Source organism: Moraxella macacae 0408225 (assembly GCF_000320365.1).
Classification (GTDB): domain Bacteria; phylum Pseudomonadota; class Gammaproteobacteria; order Pseudomonadales; family Moraxellaceae; genus Faucicola; species Faucicola macacae.
Genome location: NZ_ANIN01000001.1, coordinates 476423 through 492248 on the forward strand (window position 1 = coordinate 476423; position 15826 = coordinate 492248).

Genomic DNA, 15826 nt, shown 5'->3' on the forward strand with positions numbered 1-15826 from the left:
TAGCAACAAATTTTTATAGCAACAAAACTTCTGTCAAATAAACTACTCTGCCAATTCAGTTTGTTCGTGTGCCATGATTTGTTGGCCAACATCGCCCATTAATGACAAATAACGCTCATAGTGTTTTAAGATATCACTAATAATTTCGTTTTTGGTCATATAATGCACCTCATAACCCAAACGCCCATCAAAAAAGTAAGTGATCGGACGGTAAATTTCAGATTTTTGTAGATGTGGCAAATGTTCATCTTTTAACAAACTTTCCGCCACTTCACTGCTTACCGAGCGAATGCCATACATAAAATCTCGCACCGAACCTTTGTGAATAACCAATTCTACCGCAGGTTCTGGTCGATCAAATAACGTATTAACCGATACATTTAGATCATATTTGTTGTTTAACTCATCGCTTAATTCAAGCATAGCAGGCAAAGCGGTGGTTTTTAAAAACACCAAAATGTCTTTTTCGGCGGTTTGATTTAACATAGCATTTAAGCGATGTTTCCATTTATCACCTGTCCATGTTACCGAACTTGCAGTAAAGCCACTGTTAAAATATTTATGATCAGCAATGAGTGCATACCACAAACTAATACACATAATCAACATAAGTAAGGCAAACGGTAAAGCTGCAATCATGGTTACACTTTGTAAAGCTCCCAATCCGCCTGATTTCATAAGTACAATCGCAACCACAGACATTAGCACGCCCCACAAAATCGCTTGCCATGCAGGACTTACCAAACTTTTATCGCGCGAGGCAATGTTATTTAACACATAAATGCCTGAGTCCGCCGATGTGATAAAAAACAGCCCAATGCTAACTAACGCCACAATACTGGTTAAACTTGATAAAGGCAAATAATCCAAAAAGCGAAACAACAACACATCAGGCGAACCTGTCAATGCTGATAACACCCCGCCAGCCACGTGCGTATCCAGCCAAATTGCCCCGTTGCCAAATACAGTAAACCACAAAATACTAAAAATCGTCGGAATGGTTAAAATCCCAAACACAAATTCACGGATAGTACGCCCACGACTGATACGAGCAATAAACAAACCAACAAACGGTGCCCATGAACACCACCAAGCCCAATAAATCACCGTCCAGTCATTAAACCATTTAATATTGTCAGGTTCATAAGTATAAGTTTTAAAACTTAACTCCAAAATATTGCCAAAATAAGTGCTTAAATTATCGCTAAACGCTCCCAATAAATACAGTGTTGGCCCTGTTGCTAAAACAAATAACAACAAACAAATTGCCAAAACCAAATTGGTTTCTGATAAAATTTTTACACCTTTGCCAACACCGCTGATCGCAGAACCAACCGCAAGAGTCATAACAACCGCGATCACCACAATTTGTAAACCAAATCCATTTTCTGACACCCAGCCCATCTCAACCAAACCTGAACCCATTTGAGCCGAACCATAACCAAGCGTGGTAATAATTCCAAACAACGTGGCAATCAAGGCCAAAATATCGATCGCATCGCCAAGTTTGCCATGAATTTTGTCTTTTAACAGCGGATAAAAACACGAACGAAGTGCCAGTGGCAATTTGTAACGAAAACCAAAATACGCCAGTGCAAGCGAAATCACACCATACATCGCCCAAGCATGCAATCCCCAATGAAATGTTGTATGCAACAAGGCTTCTTTGGCTTGATTTTCAGCAGTGCCTGTAGAAATACTGCCTGTAAAATGCGACAACGGTTCAGCCACCCCAAAAAACATCAACCCCACACCCATGCCAGCAGCAAACAGCATAGCAAGCCAAGACAAAAAACCAAACTCGGGCACTTCTTCATCTGCACCAAGTTTTACATCACCAAATTGACTTAAGGCCGTAAACAACATAAAAAATAAAAATACCGAAAAAACCAAGACATAAAACCACGCAAAATTTTTAAAAATCCCAGCTTTGGCTATATTTAACACATCGTTCATTTGTTCTGGCAACAGCAAAGTTGCCACCACAAGACTTAACACCACAAGCAGTGTTACCCCTGTTACCAACACATTGAACGATGATTTTTCTGTAAAAAATCGTGATAACGACATCAGCGTTCCTTTAAACTTAATTTAATTGATTTAAAAATTTATCTAACAAATTGATCTAACAATAACCATCAAATTTTTACCCAATATTCAAATAATCCCAAATTCAAACAACATTAAAAAATCATATTGAAACAGTTTATCAAAACATTGGCTAAAAATTTGACTCAAAACCCATAAAAAAATTTTATGACAGCATTAACCTTAACAAATCATTGACAATTATTCAAATTTTAGCAAAGTTTTTGTGATAAAAATTTAGAAAATTTGGCGAAAAAATTTGGCTAAGTAATTGTTATTAAGTAAGTTTTATTTATACATTTTTTATACAAATATATTGTATTAAATTTACAAAAGTATTGACAAGCTTGCTAAGATTTTGTCATAAAAATTGGGTCAAAATACCGCCAAAAATCTGATAATACATGACTTTTATCCTATTTTTTGCTAAAATAGCCAAACATTTTTTGTATCAAAAAACAGCCAAATTCTTACAAACCAATTTTATCCAACTCATTGATTTTGAAACAAATCGCTTATTTTATTAAATAAGAACACATGGAGTCACTATGACTGACAACACCCAAGCACCCAACAAACAAGACGATTACAGCTCGGACAGTATCCGAGTACTACGCGGACTAGAAGCCGTACAAGTTCGCCCAGGTATGTATATCGGTGATACCGATGACGGTACAGGCTTGCACCATATGGTGTTTGAGGTGGTGGATAATGCCATTGATGAGGCGTTGGCGGGGCATTGTGATGAGATTAGCATTACCATTCATGAAGATGAATCGGTATCTATAAAAGACAATGGACGTGGCATTCCTGTCGATATTCACCCAGAAGAGGGCGTATCGGCCGCCCAGGTGATTTTGACGATTTTGCACGCAGGTGGCAAATTTGACGATAATTCTTATAAAGTATCGGGCGGTTTGCACGGCGTGGGTGTATCAGTGGTGAACGCGTTATCAGAAAAATTGATTTTACAGATTTGGCGACAAGGGTATCATTATCGCCAAACTTATAGCAATGGTGCACCTTTAGAAGACATTCAACAACTAGAAACAACCGACAAAACAGGCACACAAATTCGCTTTTACCCAAGTGATAAAATTTTTGCAGGGACGATTTTTGACTATGAAATTTTAGCAAAACGCTTGCGTGAGTTGTCATTTTTAAACTCAGGGGTTGCAATTGTGCTTATCGATGAGCGCACAGACAAGCAGCAAAAATTTGAGCATGCAGGCGGTTTGTCTGAATTTGTTCAATTTATCAATGCAGGCAAAACTGGTTTAAACGATGTCTTTCATTTTAGCAACGAACAAGACAATGGCATAAGCGTAGAAGTAGCATTACAATGGACGGACAGCTACAACGAAAAAGTTTTGTGTTTTACCAACAACATTCCACAAAAAGACGGTGGCACGCATTTGTCAGGGTTTCGCTCCGCCCTTACACGCTGTTTAAACAGTTATATGGAAAGCGAAAATTTGCTAAAAAAAGAAAAAGTACAAATTTTAGGCGATGATGCAAGAGAGGGTCTTACCGCCATTGTATCGGTTAAAGTACCCGATCCAAAATTTTCCAGCCAGACAAAAGACAAACTGGTGTCAGGCGAGGTAAAATCCGCCGTTGAATCCGCCATGCAAACCAAATTTAGCGAGTATCTACTAGAAAATCCAAATGCAGGCAAAGCCATTACTGGCAAAATCATTGACGCTGCTCGTGCAAGAGAAGCCGCTCGCAAAGCTCGTGAAATGACGCGACGCAAAACAAGCCTTGATATTGCAGGCTTACCGGGCAAATTGGCAGATTGTCAAGAAAAAGATCCTGCCTTATCCGAACTGTATATCGTAGAGGGCGACTCGGCGGGTGGATCGGCCAAACAAGGGCGTAACCGCAAAATGCAAGCAATTTTGCCCTTAAAAGGCAAAATCTTAAACGTGGAGCGTGCAAGATTTGACAAAATGTTGTCATCAGCTGAAGTTGGCACACTGATTACCGCTTTAGGCACAGGCATTGGTAAAGATGAGTACAACCCTGATAAATTGCGTTACCACAAAATCATCATTATGACGGATGCAGATGTAGACGGCTCACACATTCGCACCTTGCTTTTGACTTTCTTTTTTCGCCAAACACCTGAATTGATTGAGCGTGGGCATATTTATATTGCCCAGCCGCCTTTGTATAAAGTAAAAAAGAACCGCCAATCCTTGTATTTAAAAGACGACGAAGCATTAAAAGCCTATCTGCTGTCATCTACAATTGATGAAAATCAGTTGCATTTAAGCGACGATACACCTGCAATTACAGGGCAAGCATTAGAAAATCTATTAAACGATTACAACCAAACGCAAGCCATTAAAAATCGCTTGCAATTAAAATACCCTGCCAACATTTTAGATGCTTTAGCCGTTGTAGAAAAAATCAATTTACAACGCACTGAAAACAAACAACAAATGTTAGACTGGATAGAACAACTCAACACCGAATTGCTCAAAACCTCACCCAATCTCAATCCAAAAGTTGAACTGGAAGAATTTCACAAACAAGATGGCGACAACCAAGTGGCGTATTATTTGCCACGTTTGACCATTTATGTACACCAATTGCCAAACCAATATTTGCTGGACACAAGTTTTATCAGCTCTGGTGAATATAGCCGTTTGCACCGCTTAACCTCACAATGGAAAGATGTGTTGTCAGAGACAGCCTACATTGCCAAAGCCGAGAAAAAATTGCCAATACCAAGCATGGCGTATTTGTGGCAATTTATCATGAATGATGCCCGCCGCGGCTTGTCTATTCAGCGTTACAAAGGCCTGGGCGAGATGAACGCCGATCAACTTTGGGAAACCACCATGGATCCTGACAATCGTCATATGTTAAAAGTTACGATTGAAGATGCCATTGCCGCTGACCATTTATTTTCTTGCTTGATGGGTGATGATGTCGAACAGCGCCGTGCTTTTATTGAAAAAAATGCACTGGCCGTAACCAATTTGGACATTTAAACCCTTGCCAATCTTAGCCAAAAACCAAAACTTGTTCGGTTTTGGTTTTTTATGAAACGCGTTTTTATTACATAAACACGTTTTTTATTACACGCACAACCGCCTAAGATCGCAGTTTTTGTCAAATCAAGTGTCAAAAGGAATGCTTATGCCCTTAGAAACCATCGCCCTGCGCAATTTTAACGCCTTGCAACACAACCAAACTTACAAAACCAACATCAACGCAACCGAGCTACAAACACGACTAATCGCCTTATACCAAGACTACAACAATTCAACCAGTTTCTGTGAAAACCACACAAACAACGGTGAAAACGGTGAAAAAATTTTGGCAATTTTACAAAACAGTTTACAAAAAAAACCAAACAATTGTCTATTTATTGGATTGTTCAATGGCAAACCCATAGCTTGTATTGGCTGTTTTGATGACGGTTTAATAAACCATCGTCGCTTACAATATTTGACCGTGCACCCTGCCAATCGTGGGCGTGGTATTAGCAAAAAGTTTTTAAAACAAGTCATCGATCTGTTAAAAAAACAAGCAATCACAAAATTTAGCCCAATTGACAATGCCACACATTACATCTTACAACGTTATGAATGGATTTAGCTTATTGTTTGAAAACATGTTCAGCATAGCAACCGCCAATGAATGTTGTTGTATAAAAAGTTGTTGTATAAAAAATAACCGATCAAAGCACTTTTTTGACTTTTTTTGCAAAAACAATTTGACAAGCTAAGCAAAAAATGGTTTAATATTGTCTCAAATGATTACGGCGCGATAGCTCAGTCGGTAGAGCAACGGATTGAAAATCCGTGTGTCGGCAGTTCGATCCTGCCTCACGCCACCATCATTTAGGTTTCATAGTGTGTTTTGTTAGTGTGTTTTTCCTTAGGTTCTTAGGTTAATTAAGTGTTGTTGGGTTAATGTTATTATAGTTGGTTTTAGTTTTTCATAATTCTCCTTCAAAACCCCAAATCAATGATTTGGGGTTTTTGTTTGTCAAATCATTTTCCACGCCATATCATTGGCATCGCTTGGATTTATTTCATCAATTTTTAACATCGGATAATCGTCCATATCCACTCCGATTAAATTATCCAACGCCTGCACCAAAGCATCATAATACGGTGCAAGCATGACAAATTGAGTAGGTGATGTGTTTTGTACGTTTAACAAACATTTGTCCTCAAGGCACTGACTGGCATAACGCAATTGTGGCACGCCTGTGTAACGACTCGCCCCCAAAATCCGATGAGAGATGTTCGCCAATGCTTCACGATCTTGTGCTTGCCATGCTTGTATAAGTTCAGCTTTGTCTTTGGTACTGCTTTCGATGATTAATATCAATAAATTGCTTGCCAAATCCGCCTTGCCTGCCACACGATTTAAGGCATCTTGCCAATCAATAACCGCCAGATCTGTTGCGTTTTTTATCGTTTCTGCTCGGTTGATTTTGTTGCTAAGATTTGCAATTTTTGGATCTGCCATACTTAGATCTGCTATGCTGGGATCTGTCATCTTTGCTTGGTTGTTAATCGCATTGGCTGGCACTGTGGTTTGACTGTCATCGTTTAGCCAATGCTGCAACAATTGGATAAGTTGCATTTGGTTAATCGGTTTACCAACATAATCATCAATGCCTGCGGCTAATAATTTAGCACGCTCATCAGATAAACTATGGGCGGTCAAGGCAATAATCGGTAGGTGTGATTGATGATGCTGTTGTTCGTTTGCCAATTTTTCAAGGTGGCGAATTTGCAATGAAGCTTGCTTGCCTGACATTTTTGGCATTTGAATGTCCATAAAAATCAAGTCAATTTTTTGCCAATTGCTACTTTTCGTATCGGACAATTGTAGACTGTTTCGCATATATTCCACCGCTTCAAAACCGCTATTTGCCGTTACAACCGCCACACCAAGCTCATTTAACAAGGCCTCCAGCACCAATAAATTTGGCAAATGATCGTCCACGGCCAACACACAAACCCCTTGCCACTGCGGTAAATTTGGTTCAACTTGCGATCTTGGATTGTCGTCTAACAATTGGTATAATTGGCGCCGGTCAAGCGGTTGGTATAGACTTTGCACCTGATATTGTTGTAGCAGTGTAGGGTCAAGGTTAACATGATAACCAAACAACGCCAGTTTTCCAGTATAATGCCTACGAATTTGGCTTAATAAAGACGCCGTATCTTCGGCAACACCTTTATCCACCAAAATCCAATCCCACTGTTGGGAATAATTTAACAATTCTAATAAATGACTTAAAGAATTGGCAAAATTTAAAGCCACCGCCAAATTTTGTAAACTGCCACAAAGCACTTGCAAACTGGCATGGTGCTCTATCCAAACCAAAATTTGTAACACCTTATTGTTTGCAGAGTTGTTGTTTATAGAAGAGTTGTTGTTTACAGAGTTACTTGTCAAATCATTGAGTCTAAGATGTTTTGGCACTTCCCAAACCTCAAAAAATGACGTCTGTTCAATCGCCAGTTGCTTACCAAGCACAATAGGCAGGGTAAACCAAAACGTCGATCCTGTTTGCTGATTGTCATGCTTGCGTGCACCATCAAAATTACACGCACCATCAAAATTACATGCATTGTCAAAAAAACCAATATCACCGCCCATCAAATAGCTTAATTGCTTAGAGATCACAAGCCCAAGCCCCGTGCCACCATATTGACGCGTGATCGACGGATCGCCTTGAGAAAAACTTTGAAACAGCAGTTTTTGATGTTCAGGATCAATGCCACGCCCTGTGTCTTTGACACTGATATTTAAGGCATTGTCCTGATTGTCATCAAGACCAACACGCACCACCACCTCGCCTTCATCAGTAAATTTGATGGCGTTATTCACCAAATTTGTCAACACTTGTTTAATACGCAGTGCATCGCCCAACAAATAACGTGGCACATCATCATAAAAAAATACCGCCAAACGCAAGCCTTTTTCGGCCGCAACGGGTGATAACATATCCACCACATCATAAATCGTCGCATACAAGTCCAATTCATGATTGTCTAAAATCAACTTTCCTGCTTCAATTTTAGAAAAGTCTAATACATCATTTACCAATGCTAATAAATGTGCCGATGATTTACGAATGGTTTGCACATACAGATCTTGTTCATGGGTTAAACCACCATGCCTTGATAGCAGATTGATAAAACCATCAATACTGTTAAGTGGCGTGCGCAATTCATGGCTAATGTTTGCCAAAAACGCAGACTTGGTTTGACTGGCAGAAACTGCGGCATCGCGAGCATTGCGAATAGAAATATTTTGCATTTCCATTTCATCAAATGCAAGGCGTAAATCATCTTCGGTTTGTTCGGCGTGATTTTTTAAATCCTGAAAACTGGTGTGCAATCGGCGTAAAGTTTTTACCAAATCTTGTTGCAATCGATTGATCTCACCACTGGAATTGATCGCCATCGGTTTGTACAAATTATTGGCATTGGTACGTTGCAAATGCAGGCGCATTTCATAAATCGGCGTAATCCAACGTCTGGCATAAATATGAATGGACAATAGCAACAACAAAATCGTAAACAACCCTGTAATTGCCAAAGCAAGCAATACCTGATAATGGGCAATTTTTAACGGTTCATTATCAACATTGACAATCACCCACAAAGATTCGTTTTTTTTGTCATTTGGCAATGCCAACGGTTTGGCATACAGCGTCCCCTCGCCTGTATCCAGCAAATAATCATCTTCATGAATAAAATGACGCAAAAAACGCATCAGAGCGTTATCAGATATTAACTGCTTATTGTCGGTGGTTAAACTGCCATTTAAATAAAAATGACTGGTCGGCTTGTGATTATTGGCATTTTTTAACAATTCACGAGTTTTGGCAATATTGACATCAACTTCAACATCAAACGGATAAATATTACCAAAACTTAACAATATCTGTGCATTGTCATTGACAATTAAAAAACCATGCAAATGACGGTCTTGAATGGTATTTTGTAAAGGCTGTAATAATGATTGTTGAAGTTCGCTAAGCGGTTTTTTGTTGAATGATTTTTGGTTTTTGGTTAAATTTTTGTTAAGATTTTCTTGATAGTTAAATGTGTTTTGATTGGACACACTTTGGCTGGGTTTGTTTTGATTAAGATAGCGGTTAATTTGTTGCAAATTATCGGCATAATCATAAGCAAAGGCTTGGTATTGGTTTAACAACGTATCAGCATTGGCTTTTTGAATAATTCGCCCTGCACGACTGGTATCATATAATACCAACACGCCCCCCACCATCGCAAGCACGCTAATTGGCAAAAATACCAATAAAATCAATTGCCCATAGGCGGTCGAAAAATCTAAGCGAAAGCGTCTTGCCACAGTTTTCCCCAAGTTACCAACTGGCGGTTAATTTTGCGGTTAATTTTTTGGCTGCAAATCAATCACCTGCCCTTTAACATCTATGGTTTCATCGCTCATCAAGGCAATATAGGCATTGAGCAGCTCTTCTGGAGCTTTAAGCGTGTTTGGATTTTCGCTTGGATAGGCAGTGGCACGCATTTGAGTGCGTGTTGCTCCTGGGTTTATACAATTAAAACGCAGGCGCGTGGTTTTTTGAGTTTCTTGCGTAAAAATATCACTCATGCCCTCTAAGCCCTGTTTTGACAACGCATAAGCCCCCCAAAAAGCCCGCGGTTTGGCAACTCCGCTCGATGTAAAAATCACCGACCCACTTTTAGCACAGCTTAATAGGCTAAATAACGCTTGAGTTAACATAAATGGGGCGGTAAAATTGACTTTCATCACTTGTTCAAAAGTGATCGGATCGTACATTTCAAGCGGTGTCAATATACCCAAAATCCCTGCATTGTGCAACAACCCGTCCAAACACCCCACTTCTTTTTCAATCATAATCGCCAATTCTTGCATTTGTGAAAAAGGGGCTTTTTCCAAATCAAGTGGCAAAATCGCAGGTTTGGCACCGCCTTGCTGTTCAATTTCATCGTAGACACTTTCAAGTTTGGCTTGATTTTTACCAAGCAATAACACAGTTGCTCCATAGCGAGCGTACGCCAACGCCACGGCTCTACCAATGCCATCTCCTGCCCCTGTTACCAAAATATTTTTGTTGGCAAGACAGTTGTCATTAGCCTGAAAATGCCGAAGTTGTTCATGACTAAGCATTAAAAATTCCTATTTTTACATGATAAATAAATGATAAATAAACGGTTTTATAAACTTTCTTTGGTGCTAGGCAACCTATCTTTAGCCCGGCTGTCATATTCTACCGCCATACGCAGTGCTCTGGCAAATGCCTTAAACACACTTTCGATTTGGTGATGGCTGTTTTTGCCTTTTAAATTGTCCAAATGTACCGTGATCATCGCATGATTGACAAAACCATAAAAAAATTCGCTAAACAAATCCACGTCAAATTTGCCAATCATCGCCCTTGTAAATGCAATATCCATATGCAAACCCGGACGGCCTGAAATATCCACGACCGCACGGCTTAAACTTTCATCAAGCGGAGCGTAAAAATGCCCATACCGCACGATGCCTTTTTTATCACCAATAGCTTGTTTAAAGGCCTGCCCAAGGGTAATGCCAACATCTTCTACACTGTGATGATCGTCAATGTGAGTATCGCCGCTGCATTTTATGTCAAGATCAATCAATCCGTGGCGTTTGATTTGATCAAGCATATGATCAAGAAAAGGCACGCCAGTGTCAATGTTGCCATCTCCCTTACCATCAAGGTTAATAGACACGCTGATTTGAGTCTCGGCGGTAATGCGTTCAACAGTAGCAACTCTGGCGGTATGCTCAATAGCCATGACTTTTCCTTTTTATTGTTAATGAAAGAGCAAAACCTATGCCCTTTAAACCAAACAATTTTATTTTTAAAAGTTTATTGATTAAATACTGGTTAATTAAATACTGGTTAATTAAATATTTAGCAAAATTTATATTGATGAATTACATTTGTTTGTGCTGGGCTTCTTTTTCGCGTTGCTTGATGACTTTTCGCACTCTATCTCTTGCACGGTCTTGTTTTAGTTTTGACAAATAATCCACAAACAACTTACCGTTTAAATGATCAATTTCATGCTGAATACAAACAGCCAATAGTCCTTCTGCTTCCAGTTCAAAATCATTGCCCTCACGATCTTTGGCATTGATTTTGACTTTTTTTGGGCGATCAACCTTATCATAATAATCAGGCACGGACAGACAGCCTTCTTCATAAGTAAACTGCTCTTCTACAAGCGGTGTAACCACAGGGTTTATAAACACTTGCGGCTGATTGCCCTCTTCGGACAAATCCATAACGATAAGCTGAATGTGCTCATCAATCTGTGTGGCGGCCAAGCCAACCCCTTTGGCAGCATACATCGTCTGAAACATGTCATCGATTAAAGTCTGCAAATTAACGTCAAAACTCTCCACAGGTTTTGCAATCGTACGCAGGCGTGGATCAGGATAGCTTAAAATGTTGCGAATGCTCATATTTACCAACTTTTAGTTAATATACTTTTAGCTAATATACTTTTAGTTAATATTTTGTTAAATGCTCATTAAATGGTTATTTTACAATAATAAGGTGATTTTTGTCGTATCACAAGGCGATTTTTTAAAAAATTTTGTTAAATTTTACCAATTAATCTAAAAAAATACGATATTTATAGACAAAAGATTGCCACTTTTACTGAAAATTATGCTATGCTAAGCCAAATTTTTACAAAACACAACGCTTGATGCAAATCTCCGTAACTTTTTTAAAAAATTTAACATTTTTTTAAGAAGTAGGATTAATTTTAGGAACATACCATGAAGCACAGCTTAAAAAAATTAACCGCAGGTATTCTTGCCGTTGCAAGTTTGACACTTAGCTCACAAGTTTTAGCAAACAACCCTGCACCAACCATTAAAGCCGATGCCCCAAACCGTTATATTGTAAAAAAAGGCGATACACTTTGGGGCATTTCAGGCAAATATTTGAATAAACCGTGGCAATGGAAAGAAATTTGGGCAACCAACAAACAAATCAAAAACCCACATTTGATCTATCCAAACGATGTCATTATTTTGTGTGTCATTCAAGGCCAGCAGTTAATTGGCATAGACACAGGCGAGGGCTGTGCAGGTTTAGAAAAAACCGAAGTTGCTCCTGAAGCCACCCTTTCTCCTACCGAACCACAAAAAAACAGCGAAAATAATGTTGTAGAAAATGTCGCAGGGAGCATTCCTGCTATTTCGCTTACTGCAATTGAAGCGTGGCTTGATCGTACTGTGATTGTTAATCCAGAAGACTTTAATGACACGCCGTATGTCTTTGCCTCAAAAAACAAAAACATCATCACAGGTGCAGGCAACATAGTTTACACCAATGGCAGACCACTTATCGTCAATAAACGTTATGGCGTATATCGTAAAGGCAAGCCGTATATCGATCCTATGAGCAAAAAAGTCATTGGCCTTGAAGTAACCCAAGTGGCATCAGGAGATGCAATCAATGTCGCAAGCAATGGCGTATCCAGCATTGAATTGAAAAAATCTTTTGGACAAGAAGTGCGCGAGGGCGACCGCGTTTTCCTAGAAGTTGGCAACCACCTACCGCCTGTATTTTATCCAAAACCTGCCAAGGCTAATCGTGGCGGACGTGTTATCCGCGTGCTAAACTCAATCAGCAGTGCAGGGCGTGATGGCGTCGTAGCGATTAACTTAGGCTCACGTCAAAATGTAAGTGCAGGCGATGTGTTAACCGTATTTAAAAAAGGTGCGTTGGTACAAGACAATTTTGCTCAAGTCAAAGGCGGTGGCGTGCGCTTACCAAGCGAAGAAATTGGCCATGTCATGGTGTTTAAAACTTTTGACGATATCAGCTATGCGTATGTGTTGGACGCAGAATTACCAATTAGCGAAGCGGATTATTTAACCAACCCAAATTAACCCATCATCAATTATAAAAGGCTAAATGGTGCATTTTTCACACAAAATTGTTCCCATTTGGCCTTTATTTTGAGTTAAAATAGCATTTTATTCAATTAAAATAACCACCGTGCCAAATTCTTTTTTACATTCACCAAATACCGAGCTAAATGCTGAACAACAAGCCATCTTAACCCTTTGGCAACTCACCAGTATGTCGCTAAGCGGTTTTAGCAAACTTATCAACCATTTTCACACCGCCAAACAAGCCTTGCAAGCCAAGCATAGCGATTGGCAACATTTAAATTTGCACAAAAGTCATTTGCAGCGTTTTGACGAATTCATCAAAAATCAGCGACAAAGTGCATTTTTACAAACCACGTTGCAACAACTACAAAGCGGTGAATATGGGGTTATTTTTGCTGACAACCCACAGTTTCCGCCTTTGCTAAAAGAAATTTATGACCCACCGCCGTTACTGTTTTTTCAAGGCAACGTGCAAGCCTTATCCATGCCTCAGTTGGCAATTGTTGGCAGTCGAAAATTGACCGCCCACGCCCAAAAAATTGCATTTGATATGGCACAATTTTTAGCCTACGAGGGCTTGTGGATAACCAGTGGACTGGCCGAGGGTGTTGACAGACAGGCTCATTTGGGAGCGTTGACACAAAACAATGTTACCAAACAAGGGCGAACCGTAGCCGTATTAGGTACAGGCATACAACTGTGCTATCCCAGACAACATTTGGCGTTAAAACAACAAATCATAAAAACAGGAGGCTGCGTCATTAGCGAGCTGTTGCCTGACATTCCGCCACACAATCATAATTTTCCCAGACGCAACCGCTTGGTAGCAGGTTTAAGCCTGGGAGCCTTGGTGGTGGAAGCCCAATTGCAAAGCGGTTCGCTGATTACCGCTCGTTTAAGCAATGAACAAGGCAAACAAGTGTTTGCTATTCCAAGCCATATCGACAATGAAAATGCCAAAGGTTGTCATCAACTTATCCGCGAAGGAGCAACCTTGATTGATCACCCAGCCCAAATTTTAGAGGATTTGGCTATGTTTCAATCACCATTTAGCCAAATCCAACAAACAGAAACAGAGGACAATCAAACAATTACAACAAAACAAGACTCCACGCAACGCATTGAAATTCAACAGCCAAATTTACAAAAAGACAACAAAGACAACGCACAACCAAACATTGGCAATTCTATTAATCACCAAATTCCGCCACATTTATTGACTTTGTTAAATCAGATGGACTGGGTGGGGCAAGATTTGGACAGTTTGGTGGAAAAAACAAATTTAGACATTGCTACTTTATCAGGGCAATTAATTGAACTGGAGATTATGGGGCTTATTATGTCGCAAGCCGGTCTGTATTTACGGTGTCGCTCATGACGGTTTTTGATTATACAAATTATAAACAAGCACACGATTGGCTAAATGATGGCAAATTGCTTGCCTATCCAACTGAAGCGGTTTGGGGCTTAGGCTGCGATCCTTTTAACAAGCAAGCGGTTTTGGATTTATTAAAACTCAAAAACCGAAAAGTTGAAAAAGGCCTGATTGTGCTTGCTCCAAATATCACAAGCGTTCATGATTTTTTGCAACACATACCCAAACAAAAACAACAAGTTATCTTAAAAAGTTGGCTTGCTCCAAAATCACAAGCCACCACTTGGCTGTTTCCCATTCCAGCACATCTTATCAAATTCACCCCAAACTGGATAACAGGCGGACAAAAAAATTTGGCAATTCGCGTGATCTCCCACCCTTTAATCAGCAAAATTTGTCAAAATTTAATCTCTCCTAGCAACCCATATGGTTTTTTAACTTCAACCAGTTGCAATTTAAGCAACCTTTCACCTGCAACCACTTTACACACCGCCAAATCTTATTTTTCTGATTGCCAAAATGTGGCATTTTTGCAAGACGAAACGCTAAAATTTAACCAACCCAGTCAAATTCGTCATGCCTTAACAGGCGAGATCGTAAGAGAATAGCTGTATGTAAGGGAATGACTGCAACAGAATAATTCTAAGAATGTTAAAATAAGAATCTGGTTTAACAAAACCTGTTATCAAAAAAAACACCCACAGAAGGAGGTACTGTGGGTGTGGTAAAACCGATTAATCAGTTTTTCTAGCCTTTTATTTTTAAGGCTTTTGTTTTTGAATTACTTTTGTCTGTGAATTAAGAGAAATCCAATTCAGTTTCAAAAGATTTCAACTCATGACGAGCCATTGCTAGGTTAGATTTTTGACGATCAAGTACTAGGTATAAGAATAAGTTTTCGTTACGAACCAATGGACGGATTAAGTGGTATTGACCGCTTAAGGTGATTAAGATATCTTCAATGCTGTCTTTTAATCCCAATGCAGCAGCAGTTTTACGTTTTGCACGCACCACTTCAGTGTTACCAGCAGCAGCCAATTCTAAGTCAAGACCAGTACCGATAGCAGCCAAAGAAAGACCTGATTCACTGTCAACCAATGCAGCAGCTACGAAACCATCGATGTTGTTTAATGAGTCTAATGATAATTTAGCCATGATAAGCTCCAATTCTATTTAAATCTATGTAAAATAACGGTTAAATAACAATTTTTGCTGATAATTGACTAAAAACAAACTAATTGGCTTAGTAATTTTTAGTAAATAAATCATTAAAAATTCTTAAGTAGCAACAAAACAGATTATTAAGTTATAATAAAAGTTATGTTGTCAAATCAAATGAGTTTTACACTTACATACGCATTTAACACACGCTTACACGTTTGTTGATGGCTGTTTGTGTTGTTCGTTTGATGGGTTTATTAT

At 39.3% G+C, this 15826-nt stretch carries 11 protein-coding genes and 1 tRNA gene; 6 read left to right on the top strand and 6 right to left on the bottom strand.

The features are described from left to right. Positions 1-42 precede the first annotated feature (42 nt). Positions 43-2070 carry a BCCT family transporter gene (locus tag MOMA_RS02110; RefSeq protein WP_009766968.1) on the bottom strand — a complete coding sequence of 676 codons (2028 nt, stop codon included), beginning with the start codon at positions 2068-2070 and terminating at the stop codon, positions 43-45. A gap of 566 nt (positions 2071-2636) precedes the next feature. Between MOMA_RS02110 and gyrB the strand changes: the two genes are divergently transcribed. From gyrB to MOMA_RS02125, 3 genes are all read left to right on the top strand, one after another. Then, on the top strand, positions 2637-5090 hold the full coding sequence (gene gyrB / locus MOMA_RS02115) for a DNA topoisomerase (ATP-hydrolyzing) subunit B (RefSeq protein ID WP_009766969.1): 2454 nt from the start codon (positions 2637-2639) through the stop codon (positions 5088-5090). A 148-nt stretch (positions 5091-5238) separates the two neighbouring features. After that, a complete protein-coding gene (locus MOMA_RS02120; protein WP_009766970.1) occupies positions 5239-5700 on the top strand; it encodes a GNAT family N-acetyltransferase in 462 nt (153 codons plus the stop codon). 165 nt (positions 5701-5865) lie between these two features. Then, positions 5866-5941: transfer RNA gene (locus tag MOMA_RS02125), tRNA-Phe, on the top strand. A 152-nt stretch (positions 5942-6093) separates the two neighbouring features. On the opposite strand, the gene MOMA_RS02130 is transcribed toward MOMA_RS02125, so the two are convergent. The 4 genes from MOMA_RS02130 to def form a co-directional block, all read right to left on the bottom strand. After that, the gene (locus MOMA_RS02130) at positions 6094-9450 is read right to left on the bottom strand and encodes an ATP-binding protein (protein ID WP_009766971.1); all 3357 of its coding nucleotides are present in this window, start codon (positions 9448-9450) and stop codon (positions 6094-6096) included. 39 nt (positions 9451-9489) lie between these two features. After that, positions 9490-10254, bottom strand: coding sequence for a YciK family oxidoreductase (locus tag MOMA_RS02135; RefSeq protein WP_009766972.1), 765 nt, complete (start codon positions 10252-10254; stop codon positions 9490-9492). A gap of 47 nt (positions 10255-10301) precedes the next feature. Further along, positions 10302-10907, bottom strand: coding sequence for an imidazoleglycerol-phosphate dehydratase HisB (gene hisB / locus MOMA_RS02140; RefSeq protein ID WP_009766973.1), 606 nt, complete (start codon positions 10905-10907; stop codon positions 10302-10304). Between the two features lie 142 nt (positions 10908-11049). Continuing rightward, positions 11050-11580 (bottom strand): peptide deformylase, encoded by a 531-nt coding sequence (def, locus tag MOMA_RS02145; protein WP_009766974.1) that lies wholly within the window; start codon positions 11578-11580, stop codon positions 11050-11052. 321 nt (positions 11581-11901) lie between these two features. On the opposite strand from def, the gene MOMA_RS02150 reads away from it, so the two are divergent. The 3 genes from MOMA_RS02150 (at position 11902) to MOMA_RS02160 (ending at position 15012) form a co-directional block, all read left to right on the top strand. Continuing rightward, positions 11902-13023: a LysM peptidoglycan-binding domain-containing protein gene (locus MOMA_RS02150; RefSeq protein WP_009766975.1), complete on the top strand. Its 1122-nt coding sequence runs from the start codon at positions 11902-11904 to the stop codon at positions 13021-13023. Positions 13024-13132: 109 nt separating this feature from the next. Continuing rightward, a complete protein-coding gene (gene dprA, locus MOMA_RS02155; RefSeq protein WP_009766976.1) occupies positions 13133-14407 on the top strand; it encodes a DNA-processing protein DprA in 1275 nt (424 codons plus the stop codon). After that, positions 14404-15012 carry an L-threonylcarbamoyladenylate synthase gene (locus MOMA_RS02160; protein WP_009766977.1) on the top strand — a complete coding sequence of 203 codons (609 nt, stop codon included), beginning with the start codon at positions 14404-14406 and terminating at the stop codon, positions 15010-15012. The genes dprA and MOMA_RS02160 overlap by 4 nt, the downstream gene beginning before the upstream one ends. A gap of 190 nt (positions 15013-15202) precedes the next feature. Here the strand turns inward: MOMA_RS02160 and MOMA_RS02165 are convergent, their stop codons facing one another. Then, positions 15203-15559 carry a hypothetical protein gene (locus MOMA_RS02165; protein WP_009766978.1) on the bottom strand — a complete coding sequence of 119 codons (357 nt, stop codon included), beginning with the start codon at positions 15557-15559 and terminating at the stop codon, positions 15203-15205. Between the last annotated feature and the right edge of the window lie 267 nt (positions 15560-15826).